Raw genomic sequence first — 23,205 nt, 5'->3', positions numbered from 1 at the left:
GGCGGGAGGGGCTGAGGGGGACGTCCGCAGGCTCGCGGTGCAGCTGAAGTGGCCCACTCGATGGGGTCTCAAATGGCCTTCATTATGGGAGCCTTCATTATGGGCCATTTGGCTGGCGTACGCCGGTTGAGGCGGCGGTCAGACGCAGCGGTAGGTGAACTGCGCGGCGGCCGTGTGCGCGGAGGGCGAGACAATGCGCAGTTCCGCCGCCGCCCGGTACTCGCCGCGGCCGTGGAACGTCCACAGCAGGTGCAGGCGTGCCTGCTTCTGGCCGCGGGTCAGCTTCTCGCGCAGCAGGCCCGAGGTGGTCCCGTCGCTGCGGATCCACCGGTACGTCACCGTGCCCGGCCTTCCGTTGGTTTTCACCACGCCCACCACATCTGCCGTCCCGTCGCAGCCCGGCCCCTCCGCGGAGGTCTGCACGGCCACGTCCTGTACGGCCAGCGCGGGTCCGTAACGCTGCCAGGCGAGGAAGATGAGCACGGCCAGCAGTACGGTGCCGGCCAGGGCGTACCGGCGCAGTCCGCCGCGGCGGCGTTCGCGGGGCTGCTCCGGACCGTCGGACTGGCCGGCCAGTGTGCCGTGCCAGACGGCGGCGGTGGAGTTGTGGGGGACGCGGCCCGCGACGACCGCGGTCACTCCCGGGCCGAAGCGGAGGACATCGCCCTCCACGCGGTCGGGTGCGACGTCGGCCGGCTGTCCGCCCTGGACCAGTGTGGCCTTCTCCGTCGCCGACTCCGGCTGCCGCAGCGTCTCCGGCTCCGGCCGCTCGAACCAGTGGCTGCCCAGCGCGGTCGCGCTGTACCCGTCGCTTTCGGCCTCGGCGTGAGCACGGTCGGCGGACAGGCGCGCGGTGATCTGGTCCGGCACGTGCTCGTGCTCGGGTGTGCTGTCGCTGTCGCTGTCGCTGTCGCTGTCGCTGTCGCTGTCGCGGGGGATTCGTGGATCTCTCATGAGATGGTGCACCGCCGGGTGAGAATCTGCTGCGAGGAACTGCCGCTCGCGGCGGCAGGGTTCGTCGTCGCCCGTACGCCCCAGTAGCAGCCCTGCCCCTGGAAGGTGTGCTTGAGGCTGATCGTGTACTGCGTCGCCCCGCTGCGCTGGAAGGTCTCCGAGCCGTCCGGCGCGCCCAGTTCACCCTTGGCCTGGCCGGTGTACCAGGTGACGACGACCGTCACGGGACCGGTCCCGTCCGTGGCGACGTCGATGGTCGCGGCCCCGTCCGCGGTGCCCGTCTGCCGAAAGCTCGTGACGGACACGGACTTCACACCCACCGCAGGCGTGCTGGGCGGCGTGGAAGGGGTGGGGTCGGTCGGCGGAGCGGAGGACGACGGCACCGGCGGGGACGGGGGCGTCGAGGACACCGTCGGTGTCGTCGTGACGCTCGCGCTCGCGGAGGGAGAGGGGGAGCCGCTGGCCGAGGCGCTCGCCGACGCTGACGGGCTTGCGGAGGCGGACGGACCGGTGGGCGCATCGGTGGCCGTGCCCGGTACGGCGCTGGTGGTGGCGAGGCTCTGAGCCGTCGCCTGCTTCGGGCCGTCGCCGGTGGCGTTCGCGGCGACAGCGACGATCACAGCCACCACTACCGCGGCGACGCCCGTCAGTATCCCGCGCAGCCCCGGCTTCCAGCTGCCGCCCCAGCCGCCCGCGCCGCCGAGCGTGGTCGTCGCCAGCTCGGTGGTCCCGGCGGCCTGGCCCCCGGCGGAGGGGAAGAGCAGCGGCAGCAGGGCGGCGAGCGCGGCCAGTTTCCGCTGGCCCCGTTCCTCCCAGTCCGGGCCGTACGCTGCCTGCGCGATGTCTTCCAGTTCGGCCACGAACGCCGCCGCGTTGTCGGGCCGCTCCTGCGGCTCCTTGGCAAGACCGCGCCGGATCAGCGGTCGCACCGGCTCCGGAGCGTCCTGATCGGGAACGGGTGCGCTGATGTGCTGCAGCGCCAGCTCGGCGAAGTTCTCACCGGTGTACGGTTTGCGGCCCGTCAGGCACTCGTAGAACGTCGCGGTCGCGGCATAGACGTCGGCCGCCGGCGAAGCGGGCTCACCGTTCCACTGCTCGGGTGCCATGTACGCCGGAGTGCCCGCCACGCCGGGCGTCGTGCCACGGTCCGCGGCGATGCCGAAGTCGACCAGCTTCGACGAGCCGTCCGCCGCGACCAGGACGTTCTCCGGTTTGTAGTCACGGTGCACCACACCCGCCCGGTGCGCGGCGGCCAGTCCCAGCAGCGACCCCTTGAGCACGACCAGCGCCGCCTCCGGACCGGTGGCACCCTCCTGACGCAGCAGCGCGCGCAGGGCGATGCCATCGACCAGCTCCATCACGATGGCGGCGCCCTGCGGCGCTTCGACGTACTCGTACAACCCCACCACATGCGGCGAGTCCAGCCCGCCGAGGAGCCGGGCCTCCGCCCGGAAGTCCTGGACGAAGGCGGAGTCCGTCCGCAGCCGCTCGCTGAGGTATTTGATGGCCACCGGCGTCCCGGTCGCGTCATGGACGGCCAGGACGACATGCCCACTGCCGCCCGAGCCCAACTCCCGGGTCTCGGTGTACCCGGGCACTGCCCATGCGTTCATCACGACCCCCTCGGCACTGCGGCTTCCGGCGGGGGACTGCCCACAGCCGTCCATCTATGACCGCCGCACGGTAGCCCACGTCTTGTCCTCATGAGGGACACATTTCCGTTACGACTGGTTCCCGCGCCCGGTGGGGGCGCTGCGGTCAGTGGGTCGTATGGACGAGCTGTGAGTGAAGCTCGTACCTGGCCCCGATGATGGCGAGGTCCTTGGAGGCCACCTTGTCCGCGAGGTCTGGCTCGGCGGCGAGCCGCGCACGCACCAGGCCGACATTGCGCGTGATGGTGGAGTCGATACGGGCGTCGCCGTGCTGGCCGTGGTCGATGGCCGGGCGTATCCGATCTGCCAGATACTGGATGTGCGCGGGGAGCTGTTCTCCGGTCTCGTCCGCACGGACGGCGGCGGAGACCGCACCGCACGACTGGTGACCGAGGACCACTATCAGGGGTATCGCGAGTTCCAGCACGCCGTACGCGATGCTCCCGAGGACGGCCTCGTCCAGGACCTCACCGGCCGACCGCACGGTCAGCAGATCGCCGAGCCCCTGATCGAAGACCAGCTCCGGCGGTACGCGGGAGTCGATGCACCCCAGGATGACGGCGAAGGGGTGCTGCCCCGAGACCAGCGCTCGGCGCACGGCCGGGGACTCGTGGGGATGCCGCTGCTGAAATCTGCGCCACCGCCGATTGCCGGCGGCCAAGACGCGCAGCGCCTCGTCAGGGGTGGCCGGGCGGGTGGCTGTGTCCGGTGTCTGCGGTGCGGCCGTGGCGGGCGCGGCGCCTAGAGTGAGACCGGCACCGGCTGCTGCGGTCCCTGCGACAGCGGCACGGAGCAGGGCACGGCGTCCTGGGTCGGCAAGGGCGTGATCACCTCGGTTCAAGATCATGCGGGGAAGGTAGCGACCGGTGTCCCGGCCGCGCGTTCAGTTGGGGAACCTTTGATCTGACCGTGGCCGGTTTCGACCGTCCGGCGGCTCAGCCCGCGTACGGGACGGGGTTCTTGCCCTGTCTGGCCAGGAACTCGAAGTCACAGCCCGTGTCGGCCTGGGTGATCTGCTCGGTGTAGAGCGCTCCGTATCCGCGTTCGTACCGCTGGGGCGGCGGCGTCCAGGACGCCCTCCGGTCTACCAACTCCCCAGCGGACACACCCAGTTGGAGGGTGCGTGCCTCGACGTCGAGGGTGATCTGGTCTCCGGTCCGCACCAGGGCGAGCGGTCCGCCGACGTACGACTCGGGGGCGATGTGCAGCACGCAGGTGCCGTAACTGGTGCCGCTCATCCGGGCGTCGGAGATCCGCACCATGTCCCGGACACCCTGTTTGAGCAGGTGGTCGGGGATCGGCAGCATGCCGTACTCGGGCATGCCGGGGCCGCCCTTGGGGCCGGCGCCCTGGAGGACCAGCACATGGTCCGGGGTGATGCCGAGCTCCGGGTCGTTGATGGTGCGCTGCATCGTCCGGTAGTCGGGGAAGACCACCGCGGGTCCGGTGTGCTTGAGAAGACGGGGCTCGGCGGCGATGTGCTTGATGACCGCACCGTCGGGGCAGAGGTTGCCGCGCAGGACCGCCACTCCGCCCTCGTCGGCGAGGGCGTTGTCACGGCTGCGGATCACGTCGTCGTTGTGTACGAGTGCCCCCGCGAGCTGTTCGCGCAGCGTGCCGTGCGCGACGGTGGGCCGGTCCAGATGCAGCAGATCGGTGATCCGGGAGAGGAATCCCGGCAGCCCGCCCGCGAAGTGGAAGTCCTCCATCAGATAGCGGCCGCCGGGGCGGAGGTTGGCAAGCACCGGGACGGTACGGGCGATCCGGTCGAAGTCGTCGAGCGCGAGCCGTACACCCGAGCGTCCTGCCATCGCGATCAGATGGATCACGGCATTGGTGGACCCGCCCAGGCCGAGCACGGTCGTCACGGCGTCCTCGTACGCGTCCCGAGTGAGAATCCGGGACAGCCTCAGGTCCTGGCGTACGAGTTCCACGATCCGCATCCCGGAGGCCGCGGCCATCCGGTCATGACCGGAGTCGACGGCCGGGACGGAGGAAGCGCCGGGCAGGGTCACGCCCAGCGTCTCGGCCGCGGCGGTCAGCGTGGCGGCGGTGCCCATCGTCATGCAGTGGCCGGGGGAGCGCGCCAGGCCGCTCTCCAGCTCCGCCATCTCGCAGTCGCCGATCAGCCCGGCCCGCCTGTCGTCCCAGTACTTCCACATGTCCGTGCCCGAGCCGAGGACTTCGTCGCGCCAGTGGCCCGGCAGCATCGGTCCCGCCGGCACGAAGACGGTGGGCAGGTCGACGGAGGCGGCGCCCATCAGCAGCGCGGGCGTGGACTTGTCGCAGCCGCCCATCAGCACCGCTCCGTCGACGGGGTAGGAGCGCAGCAGCTCTTCCGTCTCCATCGCCAGCATGTTGCGGTAGAGCATCGGGGTCGGCTTCTGAAAGGTCTCGGAGAGCGTGGAGACCGGGAATTCGAGCGGGAACCCCCCGGCCTGCCACACACCCCGCTTCACGGCCTGGGCCCGCTCTCGCAGATGGACATGGCAGGGGTTGATGTCCGACCAGGTGTTGAGGATCGCGATGACCGGTTTGCCCAGGTGCTCCTCGGGGAGATAGCCGAGCTGGCGGGTGCGCGCCCGGTGACTGAAGGAGCGCAGCCCATCGGTGCCGTACCACTGGTGGCTGCGCAACTGCTCGGGCCGCAGCGTCATACACCCCACCCGGCCACCAGTCCGGCGACCGCCGCGCGATTGACTTCGGGCAGCACGCGGCTCGGCGGACGGATGTCGCGCCGGCACAGGCCGAGCGAGGCGAGTGCCTCCTTGACCACCGTCACATTGTCGGCGGACTGCTGGGCGGCGCGCAGTTCCTCGAACGGACGGATCCGTTCCCAGATCTCCATGGCCGCCGGGTAGTCCTCCCTCTGCAGCGCGGCCAGCAGCTTCAGCGAGACGGCAGGGGAGACGTTGACGAGACCCGAGGTGAAACCGGTGGCTCCGCTCGCAAAGTAGGACGGGGCATACAGCTCGGCGAGTCCCGCGACCCACACGAACCGGTCCAGACCGGCGTCCCGCGCGAAGGCGGCGAACCGCGCGGCATCCGGCACGGCGTACTTCACCCCGATGACATTGGGGCACAACTCCCCGAGCTCGGCGAGGCGGTCACCGTCGAGCTGCGGATTGCGGATGTACGGGACGACGCCGAGCTCCGGCACGGCATCGGCGATCGTGCGGTGATAGTCCGTCCAGCCGTCCTGCGAGACGTACGGATGAACGGGCTGATGCACCATCACCATCGAGGCCCCGGCGGCGCGGGCATGCTCGGCGGCTGCGACGGCGGTCGGCAGATCGAGGCCGATACCGACCAGAACCGCGGCCCTCCCACCCACCTCGTCGATGGTCAACTCCGTGACTGCGCACCGCTCTTCGGGGCTCAGGGCGTAGTACTCCCCGGTGTTGCCGTTCGGAGTGACCGTGCGCACGCCGCCGTCGACAAGGCGCCGCAGCAGCGAGCGGTGAGTGCCGGTGTCCAGGGTGTCGTCGGCCGTGAAGGGCGTGACCGGGATGGCCACGACATCGGCGAGCGCGTCCCGCTGCGACGTGAAATCGGGGGTGCTCATAGTTCTGCTCCTTCAGGAAACGCCCGTTGTACGAAGGCGGCGATGTGCTCGTGCAGAGCGCGGGCCGCCCCGGCGGCGTCCCCGGCCAGCGCGAGCCGCAGAATCTCCCGGTGCTGGGCGGCCTCTTGCTCCCAGGACGGCTCGGCGGCCCAGGCCACGGCGGAGACGAGGGCCGCCTGGTCACGCACCTCGTCGAGCATCCGGGCGAGCAGAGGATTGCCGCACGGCAGATACAGGGCCCGGTGGAACTCGCGGTTGGCCAGCGAGCGTTGGGCCGCGTCGGCCGCCTCGTCCGCGCCGATGAGGGCCGACTGCGCAGGCTCCAGCGAGGCCCGGCGGGTGACGGTGCGCCGCAGCGCCTCCGGCTCCAGCAGCAGCCGTACGTCAAACACCTCGCGGGCCATGTCGGCGTCGACCATCCGCACGGTGGCGCCCTTGTACTGGCTCATGACGACCAGGCCGGTGCCCGCCAATGTCTTGAGCGCTTCCCGTACCGGTGTCTTCGACACCCCGAACTGCGCGGCGAGTTCGGTCTCGACGAGAGCCTGGCCCGGGCTGAGCCTGCCGGTGAGTATGCCGTGTTTGATCGCCTCCAGTACGAACTGTGTGCGGGAGGGGATCGGAGTCGGGGCGAAGGCCATGGCACGCTCTCAGATCTCGCGTATCGCGTCTCGTATATGACGTACGAAGTGCAACGCGATGAAGCTAGAGCCGTGCCGATGGTTCGTCAATGCTTCGCGCAGCAACCGCCTGACGTCCCATTCGTCGCTGTCGGGGCTGCTACTTGCGGCGGCGGTGCCACCAAAGGCGCGTCCGGTGTTGGTATTGGCGGCCCACGCTGGACGGTGGCGAGCCGGTCGTCGATCTGTAACACCTGATTGCCGATATGGAGCCTTACGTCAGTGGCGCGGCAGGGTGGAGGAATTGCGATGCCCCCCAGTCGGCGGGACGCTGGACGTATCAGCCCCGCGGCGTCCGACTGCGCCTGCGGCCCGTGGAAGGTACCCGGACCGAGCTCCCGCCGGCGGGGAAGAACCGCTGCGGCGGGGCACCTGATGCTGCGGCCGGAACGGCCATCAGGCCGCGCGGGTTGCGCTTCCCGCCTCGCCTGGGAGAACGCGATGGACGGCACCATTCTTCAAGAGATGCGGACAGCGCTGCGCGGCCCGGTCATCGGCCCGCAGGACCCGGAATACAACCAGGCTCGCAAGATCTACAACGCAATGATCGACCGGCGCCCGGCCGCCATGGTGCGGTGCTCGGACGCGGCCGACGTCATGAACGCGGTCGACTTCATCCGCGACCACGGTCTGGAACTCGCCGTACGGGGCGGCGGGCACAGCGGCGCCGGCCTCTGCCTGGTGGACGACGGCGTCACCATCGACCTGTCGCCCATGCGGTGGGTGCGCGTCGATCCCGTATCGAAGGTCGCCTGGGCCGGCGGCGGCAGCCAGCTCGGCGATCTCGACCACGCCGCCCACGCCTTCGGTCTCGCCACTCCGGCCGGCATCATGTCGACGACGGGCGTCGGCGGCCTCACCCTCGGCGGCGCTCACGGCCACCTCACCCGCAAGTACGGACTGACGGTGGACAACCTGCTGGCCGCGGACGTCGTGCTCGCCGACGGCAGCTTTGTCACCGCCAGCGAGAGCGATCATCCCGACCTGTTCTGGGCACTGCGCGGCGGCGGCGGAAACTTCGGCATCGTCACCTCCTTCAGCTTCCGTATGCACCCTGTGCACACCGTTGGCGTCGGCGTCACCGTGTGGCCGGTCGACCAGACCCGCGAGGTGCTCCGGTGGTACCGCGACTTCCTGCCACAGGCGCCCGACGACCTGAACGGCTTCTTCGCGCTGCTCGTCGTGCCACCGGGCCCGCCGTTCCCGGAAGAGATCCACGGGCAGAAGATGTGCGGCGTCGTGTGGTGCTGGACAGGAGACCTGGCCCGTCTCGACGATGCCCTCACGGTCGTGAGCGAGCCGGGCCGGCCGGCCTTCCACTTCACGACACCGATGCCCTACCCCGCGCTGCAGACCATGTTCGACGAGCTGATCCCGACCGGACTGCAGTGGTACTGGCGCGGCGACCTCTTCGACCGGATCACCGACGAAGCCATCGATGTGCACCTCAAGTACGGCGAGAACCTCCCCACCGACCTGTCGACCATGCACCTCTATCCCGTCGACGGGGCAGCCGGCCGGGTCCCCAAGGGCGACACCGCGTGGGCATACCGGGACGCGGTCTGGTCCGGCGTCATCGGCGGTATTGACCCCGATCCGGACAATGCGGAGATCATCCGGCAGTGGGCTGTCGACTACTGGGAGGAGCTGCACCCGTACTCGCTGGGCGGTTCGTACGTGAACTTCCTCGGCGCTGGCGAGGGCCAGGACCGGGTCAGGGCGACCTACCGCGATCACTACGACAGGCTCGCGGAGATCAAGCGGATCTACGACCCGAACAATCTCTTCCACGCCAACCAGAACATCGAGCCTGCCGCGCAGAGCTGACCGTCAGCGTCATTCGGCCGTCCTTCGGAGCCGACGCGCCTGCTGGCCTGTCTTCTTCGGTGCCGAGGACCGCGGGCAACCATGCGAGGGCGCCTGCTCGTCCCCACCTATGGCCGCGCTTAACGGGGGGCGGCCGTGGTCCCGTACAGGGCCGGCGAGTGAAAGAGGCTGCATGCTCCGCATTCACTTCACCTCTCATGACCTCCAGAACATCCGAATCGCCTCGCAGCCCGATCCACTGTGGGAACTCGTCTGCAGTGTCTGCCGATTACAGACCGGACAGGGACGGCTCGACTTCGGCGACTGGCGTGGCTCCGCCCATCACAGGCTCCGCAGCGATCCGGTCGTGCACCGGTCCCTGCAACTGCTGCGGACCTTGATCCCCGCTGCCGGCTACATCCCGGACTTCCTCACACCGCCCAACACCGGCGCCGAACTGGCCGAGGGCCTGGAGCAGGTGCGCGGCACCCCACGCGGGCAGCTGAACGACGAGATGATGCGGCTGGCCGAATCCCGCCCGATCCCGAACTGGACCCGTTCCCTGGGCCTGGGGCGCGTCGGGCTCCACTCCCTGACAGGCGCCCTGGCGACCTATCACGGGGCACTGCTGCGACCCTACTGGCCCACCATCCGCACCGCAGTGGGCAACGATGTCAGCCAGCGCGCACACGCACTGCTGGAAGGGGGTACCCAGACACTCCTGCAGGGGTTGCACCCGCTGGCGCGGTGGAACTCCCCGGTGCTGGAGGTGGATTACCCCGTCGACCGCGACCTGCATCTTCAGGGGCGCGGTCTGCTTCTCGTCCCCTCGTACTTCTGCTGGCGCCGGCCGACCGCCCTCGCGGACCCCGAGCTGCCCCCGGTGCTCGTCTATCCGGTGCCGAAAGTACCGATCGACGTCGCGCGGGCGACGGAAAACGGCGTGGTTCGGCTGCTCGGCCGCACCCGGGCGGCGGTCCTCACCGAGGTGGCCAACAGGCGCGCCCGGACCACGTCCGAGGTGGCCGAGGCCGTCAGAATTTCGCTGCCGAGCGTGAGTTACCAGATCAGCGTTCTGCGCGACGGCGGCCTTGTGACCAGCCGCCGCGAGGGAAAGTACGTCCTGCATGCGGTGACCCCGTTGGGTCTTCGGCTGCTCGGCGCCGGCATACCGGTTGCGGCGGAGCCGCTCGGCGGCGGGAGAGCGGCCCAGCCGGCTACCTAGTGGGTGTCAATGCTGCCCGGCGGGGACCGGGGTGAGCCCGGCGTCGACCCGGGCGACCTCGCGGTCGATCAGCTTCTCCATCGGGCCGACCGCGAGCGCTCCGGAAATCACGAACGCCGCGGCGATGGCGACGAGCAGGATCACCGTGCCGAGTCCGACCATCGTGTCGACCGGCACTGTGTACGCGCCCACGATGCGCACCACGCACTCGCCCAGCAGCGCCGTGCCCCAGACCACGGAGAACAGTGCCTCGCCGCGGCGGAAGCGGGGATCCATGGCCATCAGGCGGTCCCATGCGGCGGTCTTCTCCCCGCTGTTCCTGGTCAGCCACGGCTTGAGCGCGGTCGTCGTCAGCGGGCGGCCGGTGGCGGCGGAGAGGAGGATTGAGAGGCCGATCACACTGCTGACGCCGCTGTCCTTGGCGAGTATCAAGCGCGGGTCGCCGCTTACCGTGGACAGCGCGAGGCTGATCAGATTGACGAACAGGATCAGCGCGGCGAACCGGTTGAGGCGCCGTTCCCGTATGACACCCCACACGGTCCGCACCGCCGGCAGGACACTGCTGATCGCCAGCGCGGCGAAGGTGGACAGCCCGCCCGCCTTGAGGGCGTAGTAGGCGGCCATCGGCACGCCCGCCTCGACGAGCAGCGGCGTCAGGCTCTGCACGAGGGGGCTGCGGTTGCTGCTGTCCATGATGCGGGTTCCTCCGTTGTCGCTGTGTTCCGGATGACGGGAACAGCTTCGCGGGAAGGACCCTGCACCCTGCAGAGCCTTGCGTCCTGAGTGCGGCATGACATTTGTCAGCCGGTTCGGGTGTACGCCGGACTTCAGCCTCGATCATCCGACGGAGCCGCTCGTCAGTCCGCCGCCGGGCCGTCCGTCGTGTCCGCCGGCGGCCGATGGGCGGGCCACGCGTTGAGGGCGCTTGCCAGCTGGGCGCGCGAACGGACGTCCAGTTTCTGGTAGATGCGGGTGAGCCGTGCCTCGACCGTCTTCACACTGAGGTACAGCTTCGCCGCCGCCTCCTGATTGCTGGCCCCCTGGCCGACCAGCTGCGCGAGCCGCAACTCCGCCTCCGTGAGCGAGGACACGGCGCCGCCGCGGGCCGGGTCGGGTTCGGTCGTACGGGACGGTGTCTCCGTCACCAGTGCCAGCCAGGGCGACGCCCCCGCCCGTTCGAAGACCGCGGCCGCAGCGTGCAGCGCGTTCTGTGCGGCCGACCGTCTGCGGCGGCGGCGTTCGACCCGGGCGAGCGCGATCAGCGCCCGGCCGCGTGCCAACGGCAGCCCCGCCGCCGCGAAGCGATCGGCGGTCTCGGTCAGCAGCCCCGCCGCCTCATCGGGCTTTCCGACCGCCGCCAGATACAGGGCGTACACCCGGTCGCAGCCGAGCAGCACCGTTGCGCGGCCCAGGCGTTCGGCGACGGGCCGTACATCGGCGAGCAGAGCCGCGGCCTCCTCGGGGGCGTCGCTCGCGATCAGCGCCTCGGCCAGCTCCTCGTGCCAGCGCAGCATGGAGGGGTCGACGGTCGACTGGGCGCGCTCGCCGGACTGCACCCGGCGCAGGGTCTCCAGGGCATTGGCCACATCCCCGGCCACGAGCTGGACCCGGCCGAGTGCGTACAGACTGCGGGAGAGGAAGACATGGTCGCCCTCCTCCTCGGATGCCTGGACACTGCGCCGGGCGTAGCTCGCGGCGCGCGCAAAACTGCCGCCGGCGCTCTCCGCGAGAGCCAGTGTGTACCAGGCGGGCCCCGGCGAGAGGCCGGCCTCCAGGGTCAGGGCGAGTGACCGTCCGGCGTGCGCGAGCGACGCCGCGCACTGCCCCTGCCGGGCGTCGATCTCCGCGAGCGTATGGAACAGCTCGATGGCGTCCTCCACCGGGCCACGGCGCTCGACCAGCGGCAGCAGGGCGTTGAGCTGGTCGCGGGCGTCGGTGAGCCGGTCGTCGAACAGCGCATGGCGGATCGTCAGGATCTGTGCGGAGTTCCGGATACCCAGCGGCCGCACGACCATCTCGAGGGCTCGTGCCTCGGCCAGAACCTCCTCCGCGTCCGGCGAGCCGAGGACGCGGTCCATGCGCGCCTGGACGGTCAGCGCCGTGGCCGCCGTCGTACGGTCGCCGACCGAAGAGGCCAGTACCGCGGACTCGACGGCGGCGGCCCGGGAGCGTACGGGATCACCGTCGGCCAGCACATGCTTTACCGCCAGCCGCAGCTGGACGGCCGCTCGCAGCGCCGTGTCGCCCTCGGAGTCCTCCATGGCGTGGACGTAGATCTCGTCGAGGTCGGTCAGTCCCTGCCCGGCCGTGTCCAGCACCGCGAGCCGCGCGCGAACGCGGAGGGCGGGTGCGGCGTCGCGGGCGAGGAGATCGGTCGCGGCGCGCATCGCAAGGTCCGCGCGGGCGGCGCGGGCGGCTTCCTCGGCGGCGTCGACGAGCCGGGCGAGCCGCTGCGCGCTGTGCGAGCCGGGCGTGGACTCGGCGGCGAGCAGGGCGAGTTCGGCAGCCAGTGCGCTGTTCCCGCGGCGTCGCGCGGTGTCGGCCGCGACCGCGACTTCCGCTGCCAGTTGCTCGTCGGGGATGTCGGTGGCCAGCGCCCGGTGCCGTACGGCCTCGACCGGGTCGTCAACGACCCGCGCGAGAGCCGCATGACCGTCGCTGCGCTCGGTCCAGCCGGCGTCGTGCACCAGCGTGGAGGGCAGCAGCCCGGCCGTGAAGGCGACCGTCCCGTCCTCCGTGAGTGAGATGAGATTCGCCCGCTCGGCGGCGGCGAGGTCGGCCTCGGCCGTGGGGCGGCCCGTGCGGCGGATCAGCGAAGCCGTCGGGCGCAGCGCCAGTGCGGCCAGCAGGAGCGTGTCACGCACGCCGGGGGAGGCGGCGCCGAGCAGTTGACGTGCGAGATCGCGTGCGCGCCCGGACAGGGACAGTGCCTCGGCGTGGTGCACCGGCGTCCTGGCGTCGGCGAGGGACCGGCCGACAGCGAGCGCGAGACGCGGATTGCCGCCGCTGGCCTTGTGGATACGGCCGGCCATCCGGGACGGCAGCCGGTGGTGGATGAGGAGTTCGGCGATCTCGTCGGCGTGCAGCGGCGCTACGTTGAGGATGTCGGCCTCGGACGGCACCCACAGGGGCTCCGGGCAGGCAGCGTCCTGCGGCGGGGTACTCGTGGTGGATGGATCGGGTCCGTACGCCGCCGGGGTCTCGACGGCGACGACCCGTAGCGCTGATGGAGCCAGATGGAGGGCGAACCGCAACAGGTCGGCGCTGTTGTCGTCGATGCGCTGGACGCCGTCGACGACGAGCAGGACGGGGCCGTGTGCGGCGAGCGTCCGCAGAATCTGCGCGAGGGCGAGTCGCAGGGCGATGGGGTCCCAGCCGTCGACGGGCACGGGCGCCTCGCGGCACAGCATGGCGATGGCGGTCCGCTGCGGTCCGGGCAGTCCCCCGAGGACGTCGAAGCTGCCGGGGCCGACGTGGGGCCGGGCCGCGGGCCAGGACGCGCAGGCCGAAATGGTCGCGACCAGGGCGGCGGCGGCCGCGCCGGGTATGTCCCGGTCGGAGGGGAGTGTGGCGAGCCACAGTACGGTCTCGCCGCGGGACTCGGCGCGCGCGGCGGCGGCCAGGGCGACCTCGGTCTTGCCCACCCCGGCAGGGCCGGTGAGCAGGGCGCGCCCGCGGGTGTGCAGGACCCGTTCGAGGCGTGTGAGTAGCTCTCCCCGCCCGACCGGTGCAGGGCGGTGCGCCGCCGTTGTCACCCCCACCACCCCCCTTGTGGCCTGCACGGGACTCTGCCCGTTGAGAGCAGAGCATACGAATCAGGCCACCGCAGTCCAGGCTGTGTGTCCGGCATGCGGACACGCGCGCCCGGAAAGGCGGCGGGGCGCGCCCGCGGCGAGATGCCGCGAACGCGCCCTGACCAGCTGTGATGCGGTTGTTCGGGTGGTTCAGAAGGTGAGACTCCAGGAGTCGATGTAGCCGGTGTCACCCGATGCCACATCGCGGACCTGCAGCTTCCAGGTGCCGCCTGCCACCTCGCTGGACGCGTCGACCGTGTACGTCGCGAGCACGTTGTCGGCGCTGTCGGACGACGACGATGCCTTGAGGTTGCGCACCGTGCCGTCCGGCGCGATCAGGTCGATGACCAGGTCGCCGCGCCAGGTGTGCTTGATGTCCACGTTGACCTTGAGCGCAGCCGGGGCGTTGCCGGTGAGGCCGGTGACGGCGATCGACGAGCTGACGGTCGAGAGGTCCGCGATCGTCACGTCCGCCGTGTTGCTGAACGTCGTGCCGCCGGTGGTGCCGGTGACGGCGTTCACGGTCTTCGCCGCGTCGGCGATGCCGGTGCCGCAGCCGCCGGTGCAGGTGCCCGGCAGTGGCCTGGCGTTGCTCTTGATCGCGGCCTCGATCTCGGCCGGGGTCAGAGTGCTCTTGGCCGACTTGAGCAGCGCGGCGAGCCCGGCGATGTGCGGGGCAGCCATCGAAGTGCCCTGGTAGGGCTTGTAGTTCTCGGTCGACTGGGTGGTGGCCCCGGAGTTCAGCGTGGAGAGGATGCCGTTTTCGGGGGTGGTGACGGTGCCCGGGGTGTCGGTGGCGCGGCGGGTCTCGCCGCCGGGAGCCGAGACATCGACGATGGAGCCGAAGTTCGAGTAGAACGAACGGTTGCCCTCGCGAGAGGTGGACGCCACGTTGATGACGCCCGAGCAGTTGGCCGGGGTGAAGCCGGAGGCGTTGGCGTTGCTGTTGCCCGCCGCCACGACGACCGTGGTGCCGCGCGACACCGCGCCGTTGATCGCGTTCTGGTAGACGCTGGGGCAGGTGGCGCTGGCGCCGCCGAGGCTCATGTTGATGACCTTGGCCGGGTTCGGGTTCGCCGGGACGCCCGGGACGGTGCCGCCGGACGCCCAGGTGATCGCGTCGGCGATGTCCGCGGAGGAGCCGCCGCACTTGCCGAGCACGCGGACCGGCTGGATCTTCGCGTTGTACGCGATACCCGCAACGCCCTTGCTGTTGCCCGTCGTTGCCGCGATCGTGCCCGCGACATGGGTGCCGTGCCAAGAGGAGTTGCTGGCCTTGGAACCGGTGCCGCACTCGCCGTCGGTCGCGCTCCAGTCGCCCTCGTCCTTGGCGTCGCTGTCCCGGCCGTTGCCGTCCCGGGCGTCCGCTGCGGTCGAGATGAAGTCGTAGCCGGACACGACATTGGCGGCCAGGTCCGTGTGGGCGGCGTAGCCGGTGTCGATGACGGCGACGGTGACGCCGCTGCCGGTGGTCTTGTCCCAGGCGCCGGGGACGTTCATGCCGCCGGTGGCCTCGAACAGATCCCACTGCTTGGTGTACTCGGTGTCGTTCGGGGTGACCGCCATTGCGTAGGCGCGGATGTCGGGCTCCGCGGACGCGACCGACGGGTCGGCGCGGAAGGCGTCCAGGACCTCGGTGAGGTCCTTCTTGGACGCCTTGCCACCCAGGTCGACCAGAGCCGCGCCGCCGGCCAGCCGGCGCTCGAACGACAGGCTCTCGCCGGTCTCCGCGGCCTTGGCCGTCGCGTCGCTTCTGGCCGCCGTGTTGGACGTGGCCTCGGACGTCCTGGACTTGTAGGTGACGATGACCCTCTCGACCGCTGCGGTCGGCAGCCCGGTCATGGACTGCGAAGCCGGAGCGGGCTTCGGCGAGGGGGCCGGCGGGGTGGCGGCGAGTGCCACGGACGACGTGGCGGCGACGGCGGCGATCGTCGCGCTCGCGGCCACGACGGATATGAGTCTCCGTCTGGAACCGTTCAAGGTGTTCCCTTTCAACTGACGGTGCGGAGGCGGCAGGCGGCGTGGGAACCGCGGTTCGCTGTGGGGGTGCGATCCGCGGTTCCCTGGGCCGGGTCGCCCTGACGCCGCCGTCGGCGCGACGGCCCCTGGTCAAGGGCCGTCGCCGGCGGAACCCACGATTTACATGCACCTGACATCCAACGGTCAGGGGCTGGAATTCGCCGGTGCGGCAGACAGTAGGGAACGCGGAGATGAACCCGATACGGGGAAAACCCTTGTCACCCCGTGGCGGGATCCCTCAGCAGTGACCGGGGTGCGGCAGGGGCACGGCGTGTCGCGACGCACGCAACGGCGGATGTCAGTGCGGACTGGCACGCTGAAGGCGACTGACCACAAACCGTCATCCCCGCTCGCGTGCGGGAGGAGAACCGCGATGCTGACCACCACATACGTCCCGGGCGCGCCGAACTGGCTCGATCTGGGAAGCCCCGACGTCGAAGCGGCCGCCGCCTTCTACGGAGCCCTGTTCGGCTGGGAGTTGCTGACCATGGGACCGGAAGCCGGAGAGTACGGCTTCCTGCGGCTGCACGGGAAGACGGTCGCCGCGATCGGCCCGCTCACCGAGGAGGGCGCGGCCTCCGCCTGGACGCCGTATTTCCACACCGCCGACGCCGACGCCACCACCAGGGCCGTCGAGCAGGCCGGCGGCACCGTCCGCGTCCCGCCCATGGACGTCTTCTCGGAAGGCCGGATGGCGGCGTACACCGACCCGACCGGCGCCCAATTCGCCGCCTGGCAGCCCGGCGACACGAAGGGCCTGGAAGCGGTCACCGATGTGAACACGCTGTCCTGGACCGAGCTGTACACCACGGACGCTGCCGCCGCGAAGGACTTCTATCGCTCCGTGTTCTCGTGGGACTTCGAGGACATGCCGCTCGCCGGTATCACGTACACCGTCGTCTCTCCCCAGGGCGGCGGCGAGAGGGCCACGCAGGGCGGCATCATGCAGCTGCCGAAGGAGAACCTGGCGGCGGGCTCCCGTTCAGAGTGGCATCCGTACTTCGAAGTGACCGACGTCGACGCCACCTTTGCCGAAGCCACCCGGCAGGCTGCCACCCCGCTCATCTCGCCGATCGACGCGGAGGGTGTGGGCCGCCTGGCCATGTTCACCGATCCCTTCGGCGCTCCCTTGGCCATCATCCGCGGCGCTGACCGCTGAGTCCGCAGCCCGGACAGTCAGACGAAGTTGACCTCGGCGCGGCGCAGCAGAGGATCGTCCACCATCCGCCACAGAGGTACGGCGTAGTTGCCAAGACCGTAACGGCCGCCGAAGTGGAGGCCGAGGACGCGGTGGTCGGTGAGGTCGAAGACCGGGGAGCCGCTGTTTCCGCCCAGGGTGGAGCAGTCGTGCTTCACGACGTTCTGCTGGGACGCGAGCTCCGTGGTGGTGCCGGGCTGGAGGCGCTTGACGTTGTAGATGTCCATGAAGATCCTGCTCATCGACTCCGGTTCGTTGCGCCGGCCGTCGTACGCCGGATAGCCGACGCAGTACACCGGATGTCCGGGCAGGTCGGCCGGGGCGTCCGCGGCCACCGGGAGCGGAGTCGGCAGTGCCGGGACGTCCGCGGCGGGGGAGACCCGCAGCAGGGCCATGTCGACGTCCTGGTGGATGCCCAGTACCTGATCGACGTGGTACGCCGGTCCGCCGTCCCCCAGGGGCGCGCCGTACTCCTCGGTCAGGTCGATCCGCGCGTTCATGCCCGGCTGGAAGGTCCACCCGGCGCCGTCGGCGCGGGCGAATTCCACTGCCACATGACGGTTCGTCATGACGACGTCCGGGCTGACGAGAAAGGCGGTGCCGAGCCAGTCCAGGCTGGCGTGTCCCGAGACCTCGACCCTTCCCACGCGCGCGATCGACTCGCGGATCGCCGCCCGGTGGCCGTCGAGGACCGCCCAGTCGCCCTCCTGCGGCGCGAAGTCATGGTTCTGGATGAGGATGGCGGGTCTGCCTTCGAGCAGGACGATGGCCTCCATCCCGAAGGCTTCGTCGTCGCTGATCTCGTCCGCGCGCCCCTCGGCGAGCTTGTCCAGGCCGTCCGCGCCCGCCGACAGCACACGGTCCCGTTCCTGCTGGGCGAACTGGGATATCTGCCCGCCCGGCTGTTCCTCCGCGGGGAGTTCCGCCGATGATTCGGGGACTTCCTGCCACAGTCCCTCCCGTACCCGCTGCGCGACCTCCCGGAGGTCGGTGAAGACCTGCTGGGGGTCGGTGGCCACCGGTGACCTGCTGCGATTGCCCATGTCGCCCTCCTCAGTCGTGCTGTGCCGTCTCGATCTCGGCATGGATGTCGGGGTTGTTGGCCTTGAGATGGCCCATGACACTGTTCATCTGCGTACCGACGTTGACGAAGGCCGTCGCCCTGCCCTGGAACATCACGTCCTCCACGCGCCGCGTCCCCCGGTGGAGTGCGACCACCCTCCAGTCGTCCGTGAGGACGGGCGATCCGGAGGATCCGCCGCGGGTGTCGGTGAAGTAGCGCACATCGTGCTCGTCGGCTTCGTAGACGAGGTTGTTGCGCAGGGCGACACGTTTCGGCCGGCCGCCGGGGTGCTGGATGATGTTGACCGCCACGAAATCACCCTGGGTTACGGCCAGCGGTTGCCTCGCCAGCTTCAGCACCGGCCGGGAGGGCTCGGTGGTCAGCCGGAGGATCGCGTAGTCCAGTTCCCTGTCCGCGGCGACGAGTTCACTGACGGTGGCCTCCTCGGTCTCCACGTCGTCCGTGTCGTAGTCGAACCGCGCGTGCGCATGCCGCGCCTGGAGTTGCAGGTCTTCGGCGTCGGCCCCGGGGCGGTCCTTGCCCGAGCCGGTCCGTGCGTTGACCACGTGGTGGTTGGTGATGAGCAGGGCAGGGGCGATGAGCCAGCCGGTGCCGGCGTGCGGGAAGCCGTTCGGCTGGAGCGGGGAGCCGCCCTGGTAGGGGGGAACCTTGATGCGGGCGACCGCCAATCCGGCCAGGTCGCCGCCCCGGAGGAAGTCGAAGGGGACCGTGTCGTCGCGGTGGACTATTTCTTCCTTGATTTCCGGGGCGGGCAGCTCCGCGACGATGTCCGGCTCGCCTCCGGCGCTGCGTGCGACATCGTCCAGGGCGCGCTGCAGGACGGCGAGATGTTCGGCCTCGGTGGTCTGGGCGACGGCGTTGCGCAGCCAGATCTCCAGTGGCACGGAGCCGTCCACCAGCCGCTCGACCCGATTCATTTCGTTGAGGTCCGAGTGCACCTGCCGTCCGGGTGCGGGAAGCAGCGGCAGCGTGCCGCGGTACTTGGGCATGATGCCGTCGAACAGCAGCGGCCGGACCATCGGGTCGGCGAGCCCGGTCTCGAGGGCGGCGTCCCGCACCTGGAGGATTTCTTCCGGCGTGAGGTACGCGTTCATGCCTGATCAGGCCGTGGTGGGCCGTTCCCTTCGCGTGCGCTGTTCTTCATCGCGACGCGGCGCGCGCGTGTCTGCGTCGTACGACCGGCGGCTCCCGCGCCCATGGCGGCGGCCACTCCGGCCGCGATCCCACCGCCCTCGTCATGGACGGCAAGGAGCCGCCGGGCGAGGACGTCGAGGGTGCCGCGGTCGCGAGCCAGCCGCAGGATGTCGGTGGTGTTGGACGGGCCGGCTCTTTCCGGTGACCGGGCCGGTCCAGCGGCGTCGCGGAGGATGTCCATCAGCGTTCCGAGCAGTGCTGGTTGGCGGGAGGCCGCATGCCGTATCGCCGCGCCGAGGGTTTCCAGCGCCGCGTCGTCCGTCGGCAGACCCACGACCTCCACCGCGTGCTCGAGCGCCCCGGGATCCTGCGTGTAGACCTGCGACGCGACGGCGCGTACGAGTACGGGCTGGTCGGCGAGAACGGCGTCGGGCAGCCGCCGCAGCTTCTTGGCGAGCTGGTTGTCGGCTTCGAGATCCGGGGCCTCGGCGTCAGCCGCGAGGCAGGAGCGGGCGAGCAGCGCTCCCATTGCTTCGAGGTCCTGCCCGAGGCCGACCGCGATGTCCTCCGCCGTGCGCAGATCGCGGTCGGCGCAATCAAGGTCGCCCGCGTCCTGCGAGAGACGGGCGGAGAGCAACAGCAGCTCCAGCAGCCGCTCCGTGCATCCCGCGCTCTGCGCGGAGTCGATGGCGTCCGCCGTCGCCCTGCGGGCCTCCTCCCGCTTGCCGAGCCGGTTCAGGGTCTCGGCCAGCAGGGAGTGCAGCGGGCTGCACGGTGTCCAGGGCCGGCGTTCCGCGAGCCGCACGAACGCCTCGTCGGCGAAGCCCTGCGCCAGCAGATCCTCCACCTCGCGGGCGGCGATCCGCTCCCAGTCCTCCTGGTCGGCGCCCGCCATGACGTGGTCGGATGCCCCGCCGCCGAGCTTGGCGGTGAGCAGGCCGGCTGCTCTGGGGGCCATCTCCTGCTGTGCGCCGACGAGGAACCGCTCGACTCCTGGCAGCCACCGCTCCTCCACCGACCGCGGGTTCTCGTTGAGCCGCAGCCGGTGGTAGATCTCCTCGGCGCGTGCCTCAAGACCGTCCCGCGCGGCGTAGTACGCGACTGCGCGCCGTTCGACGGTGCGCATCACGTCGGTGCGGTCGCTGCCCGGCAGCCGCAGCATGATGGCGCGTACGTCACCGCGGTGCGCCACGGCCTCGGGTCCGGCCGGTTCGACCAGGTCGAGACGGGAGAGCTCGTCGAAGAGGAGACGGGCGTCGTCCAGGGTGTCCACCCGCAGGCCGCACGGCTCGGCGAGGACGTCCTTGATGATGTCGGGGGTGATGACCCGCAGCACCATGCCCGGATGGGCGAGACGGCGCACGTCCTGGTTCGCGATGTGGTTGAGGATGCGGTCGTAGAGAATGCCCTGGACGAGCATCTGGTCGACGCGGCGGAAGACGTGCCGGCGCCGGGCGGGCAGGCTGCGGATCAGTTCGCCCATCCGGTCGGCTTCGCTTCCGGCGAGTGTGGCTGCCCGGGCGGCCAGTTTCAGACTCAGCGGATGGCCGCCGACCCGGTCGGCCAACGCCCGTGCCACATCGGGGTCCTTGACGCCGCAGGACATCAGAAGACCGACGGCTGCCGGCGGATCGAGCTCGTGCAGTTCGATGTCCAGCGGTGTCATGGCGCCTGCCGGATGGCCGACGGGAGCCCGCCCGGAGACGACGACGCGCAGTCGCGGGTAGACGTACTGGAGCGCGACGCAGATCGCCCACATCCTCCCCACCACTGGGGAACCGCGGTACTGGGCCTCCTCGAACGAGTCGACGACCAGCACGAACGGGGGGATCTTCTGGTGCGCTGCCGCCACGGAGCGGACCAGGACGTCGGCGACCCGCCGGATGAGGTCGGTCTCGCGCTCGGTGGCGAGCAGCTGGAACTCCTGCGAGGAGCTGCGCCCCAGCACGGACCGGGTGGTGGCGAGCTCGTGCAGCTGGGTCACACGGTCCTGGCCCTCCCGTTGACTGCGCGCCGCCTGCTGGCACTCGTCCGCCAGGGCGTCCAGCTCGGCACGGTGAGTGGGGTACTGGATGCCGAGCTGCCGCGCGGCCTCGGCGATGAGGGTGACCGGCTCGTGGATCGAGAGTGTGGGCCGCTCGAAGTCGATGTAGGCGAAGGGGAAGCCGGCGGTGTGGCCGTGGACGCTGTCGAGGAGGAACTCGGCGAGAAGGGTGCTCTTGCCCATGCCGCCGGGCCCGTGGATGACCAGTGGGGGCACGGGTGCGCTGTCGACGCCGACCGAGGGGTTACGCCCGGCCCGTTCCGTTCGGGCGGCATCGGCCTCGGCCTCGGTGGGCAGGTCGATGTAGTTGCGCAGTTCCTCGAGTTCGCGGGTGCGCCCCTGGAACGTTCCCCCTGCGAGCCGTTCGAGGGGCTGCAGGAGTCTGGCCCGCTCCAGGGAGTGCTGGAGTTCACCGGCGTCCGGCAGCCCGCTGATGCCCGGTATGCGCGACAGCCACAGCACCGCCTGGAGGGTGTCGGCCAGTTCGTCGGCGCTCTGGTCCGTCGCCGACGGCCTCTCGCCGGACAGATGGGCCAGAGCGCTGCGCTCCGGCCCGGACTCCTCCTCCTGGAACTGGTCGATGTTGCACTCCAGCGCAATCCGGGCTGCTTCCGGGCCGGCGAGAGATCGCAGCACGCGGTCCCGGACATCGGCCTTGAGGCTCCACAGGGCCCTGTCCTTCCTGCCCATGGTCGTGCAGTCGTCGAGGAGCTCAAGGAGCGCGCCGCCGTGGGCGCGCTCCTCGCCGGGCAGCCTGAGCAGCATGGGATCGAAGTGGGCGAGCAGGCAGGCGGCTTGCCGGTAGGCGCCGCGGGTGTCGGAGACGACGTGGGTGCGGTCGTCTGCGCCGCGCAGTTCCCGGCGCAGTCGTTCGGTGAAGATCCTGCGCGCCTCAGAGGGTTCGGTAGACACGAATCGCCCCCTCCGCTGCCGTGCAGATCTTCCGCATGTAGCTCTCGCCGCCGGCGGCCGCTTCCGCCGCCTCGAGTACTTCCTGGACGGCCACGTCGACGAATTCGCTGATCGTCGACTCCGCGGGTGCTCCGGCCTTGAGGAATGCGGGAGGGGATTCGTGGAAGTACTGGTCGAAGAAGCTGCGCAGATCGGCGGGTTCGGCGACCCGGGCCGTGTCCCAGCAGAGGCTTCCCCGCAGGTCGTACGGCAGTTGACGCATCGCGGGCCCGTAGCCGAGGAGCACCAGGCGGGGAGCCTGGTCGCCGCGTACCGCCGCGTGCTCGTAGATGGCGAGAGCCAGTTGTCCGATGAAGTCCCACACGTCGGAGCTGGGGGCGAGTTTGTCGCACTCGTCGAGGACCAGCCAGAAACGGTCGTCGACGGCTGTCGCCCTGCCGACCACCCAGTGCACCGCGTCGTCGATCGAGGGCAGCAGGTCGTTCAGTTCGGTGGGGTTCAACGGTGACAGTCCCGCGCCGGGGTCGGCGACGAACTCCGCCATCCGGCGGATGACCTTGTCCGCGGAGGAGGTCTGCGACAGGGTGACTCGTGCCGGACGGAATCCGCGGTGCTGCCCGATGTGGCGGATGAGGTTGTAGGTGTACGACCTGCCGCTGTCCGGCTCCCCGTCGACCAGCAGCACGGACTTCTCGGGGTCGTCGACGAACCGGCGCAGCGTTTCCCGCAGGCTCTGACGGTCGATGAAGACCTCTGTCCCGTTCTTGAGGACACAGGTACGGAAGTTGTCCTCCGAGGCATGGGCGCGGCAGTCCTCGCGCAGGCGGTCGCGGAACTCAAGGGCCTTGGAGATTTCCGGCAGCACGGACAACCGGTCGACCGAGGCGAGGGCCTCGACAAGTGCGAGCTGCCGCTGGATGTCTTTGCGTGAAGCTTGAACGAGTGCGCGGGCGTTCTCCGCACTGACCGCCGTCAGAGCGAGGGCGGAGATGAAATCCGCGGAGAATCCGTACTGGGCGAGCTGAGCGTGCGGATCGGTGGTGTCGAGCAGGTACTCCCGTACCCAGAGGGTGACGAGGTCCCATTCCGTTTCGGCCAACGGCATAGCGCACCTACCCAGCCGCCCCTGGGGAGCAAG

The 23,205-nt window shown here is 70.4% G+C and carries 16 protein-coding genes; 3 read left to right on the top strand and 13 right to left on the bottom strand.

All coding sequences use genetic code 11. The features are described from left to right. Positions 1–138: 138 nt before the first annotated feature. From OG729_RS03565 to OG729_RS03540, 6 genes are all read right to left on the bottom strand, one after another. Complete coding sequence (locus tag OG729_RS03565) at positions 139–954, bottom strand: hypothetical protein (protein ID WP_405804224.1); 816 nt, start codon at positions 952–954, stop codon at positions 139–141. Beyond that, positions 951–2,567, bottom strand: a complete 1,617-nt coding sequence (locus tag OG729_RS03560; RefSeq protein WP_405804222.1) for a serine/threonine-protein kinase — start codon at positions 2,565–2,567, stop codon at positions 951–953. The genes OG729_RS03565 and OG729_RS03560 overlap by 4 nt, the downstream gene beginning before the upstream one ends. Before the next feature lie 145 nt (positions 2,568–2,712). Beyond that, positions 2,713–3,453, bottom strand: coding sequence for a carbonic anhydrase (locus OG729_RS03555; RefSeq protein ID WP_360865122.1), 741 nt, complete (start codon positions 3,451–3,453; stop codon positions 2,713–2,715). Between the two features lie 88 nt (positions 3,454–3,541). Further along, positions 3,542–5,263, bottom strand: a complete 1,722-nt coding sequence (gene araD / locus OG729_RS03550) for an L-arabinonate dehydratase (protein ID WP_405804220.1) — start codon at positions 5,261–5,263, stop codon at positions 3,542–3,544. Continuing rightward, positions 5,260–6,171 (bottom strand): dihydrodipicolinate synthase family protein, encoded by a 912-nt coding sequence (locus OG729_RS03545; RefSeq protein ID WP_405804218.1) that lies wholly within the window; start codon positions 6,169–6,171, stop codon positions 5,260–5,262. The genes araD and OG729_RS03545 overlap by 4 nt, the downstream gene beginning before the upstream one ends. Beyond that, the gene (locus OG729_RS03540; protein WP_405804216.1) at positions 6,168–6,812 is read right to left on the bottom strand and encodes a GntR family transcriptional regulator; all 645 of its coding nucleotides are present in this window, start codon (positions 6,810–6,812) and stop codon (positions 6,168–6,170) included. Before OG729_RS03540 ends, OG729_RS03545 begins: the two co-directional genes overlap by 4 nt. Before the next feature lie 480 nt (positions 6,813–7,292). Here OG729_RS03540 and OG729_RS03535 point away from each other — a divergent pair, with 480 nt between their 5' ends. Together OG729_RS03535 and OG729_RS03530 are read left to right on the top strand one after the other, a co-directional pair. Continuing rightward, on the top strand, positions 7,293–8,678 hold the full coding sequence (locus OG729_RS03535; protein WP_405804215.1) for an FAD-binding oxidoreductase: 1,386 nt from the start codon (positions 7,293–7,295) through the stop codon (positions 8,676–8,678). Positions 8,679–8,850: 172 nt separating this feature from the next. Then, positions 8,851–9,882 carry an ArsR/SmtB family transcription factor gene (locus OG729_RS03530; RefSeq protein ID WP_405804213.1) on the top strand — a complete coding sequence of 344 codons (1,032 nt, stop codon included), beginning with the start codon at positions 8,851–8,853 and terminating at the stop codon, positions 9,880–9,882. A gap of 6 nt (positions 9,883–9,888) precedes the next feature. Here OG729_RS03530 and OG729_RS03525 read toward each other — a convergent pair whose 3' ends face one another. The 3 genes from OG729_RS03525 to OG729_RS03515 form a co-directional block, all read right to left on the bottom strand. Beyond that, positions 9,889–10,575 (bottom strand): VC0807 family protein, encoded by a 687-nt coding sequence (locus OG729_RS03525; RefSeq protein WP_405804211.1) that lies wholly within the window; start codon positions 10,573–10,575, stop codon positions 9,889–9,891. 164 nt (positions 10,576–10,739) lie between these two features. Continuing rightward, positions 10,740–13,637, bottom strand: coding sequence for an AAA family ATPase (locus tag OG729_RS03520; RefSeq protein WP_405811031.1), 2,898 nt, complete (start codon positions 13,635–13,637; stop codon positions 10,740–10,742). 189 nt (positions 13,638–13,826) lie between these two features. After that, on the bottom strand, positions 13,827–15,623 hold the full coding sequence (locus OG729_RS03515; RefSeq protein ID WP_405804210.1) for a S8 family serine peptidase: 1,797 nt from the start codon (positions 15,621–15,623) through the stop codon (positions 13,827–13,829). Positions 15,624–16,068: 445 nt separating this feature from the next. Here OG729_RS03515 and OG729_RS03510 point away from each other — a divergent pair, with 445 nt between their 5' ends. Next, positions 16,069–16,854 carry a VOC family protein gene (locus OG729_RS03510; protein WP_360865100.1) on the top strand — a complete coding sequence of 262 codons (786 nt, stop codon included), beginning with the start codon at positions 16,069–16,071 and terminating at the stop codon, positions 16,852–16,854. Positions 16,855–16,871: 17 nt separating this feature from the next. On the opposite strand, the gene OG729_RS03505 is transcribed toward OG729_RS03510, so the two are convergent. From OG729_RS03505 to OG729_RS03490, 4 genes are read right to left on the bottom strand one after another with little or no spacing between them, the layout of a single operon-like run. Then, positions 16,872–17,936, bottom strand: a complete 1,065-nt coding sequence (locus OG729_RS03505; RefSeq protein ID WP_405804208.1) for a trypsin-like serine peptidase — start codon at positions 17,934–17,936, stop codon at positions 16,872–16,874. Between the two features lie 10 nt (positions 17,937–17,946). Next, positions 17,947–19,071, bottom strand: a complete 1,125-nt coding sequence (locus tag OG729_RS03500) for a trypsin-like peptidase domain-containing protein (protein WP_405804207.1) — start codon at positions 19,069–19,071, stop codon at positions 17,947–17,949. Beyond that, positions 19,068–22,067 carry an AAA family ATPase gene (locus OG729_RS03495; protein WP_405804205.1) on the bottom strand — a complete coding sequence of 1,000 codons (3,000 nt, stop codon included), beginning with the start codon at positions 22,065–22,067 and terminating at the stop codon, positions 19,068–19,070. Before OG729_RS03495 ends, OG729_RS03500 begins: the two co-directional genes overlap by 4 nt. Then, positions 22,048–23,166, bottom strand: a complete 1,119-nt coding sequence (locus OG729_RS03490) for a hypothetical protein (protein WP_360865088.1) — start codon at positions 23,164–23,166, stop codon at positions 22,048–22,050. Before OG729_RS03490 ends, OG729_RS03495 begins: the two co-directional genes overlap by 20 nt. Positions 23,167–23,205: the final 39 nt, after the last annotated feature.

Source organism: Streptomyces sp. NBC_00210 (genome assembly GCF_045160975.1).
GTDB lineage: Bacteria > Actinomycetota > Actinomycetes > Streptomycetales > Streptomycetaceae > Streptomyces.
Note: the sequence above shows the minus strand (reverse complement) of the source record. Positions and strands in the feature narration are given on the sequence as shown.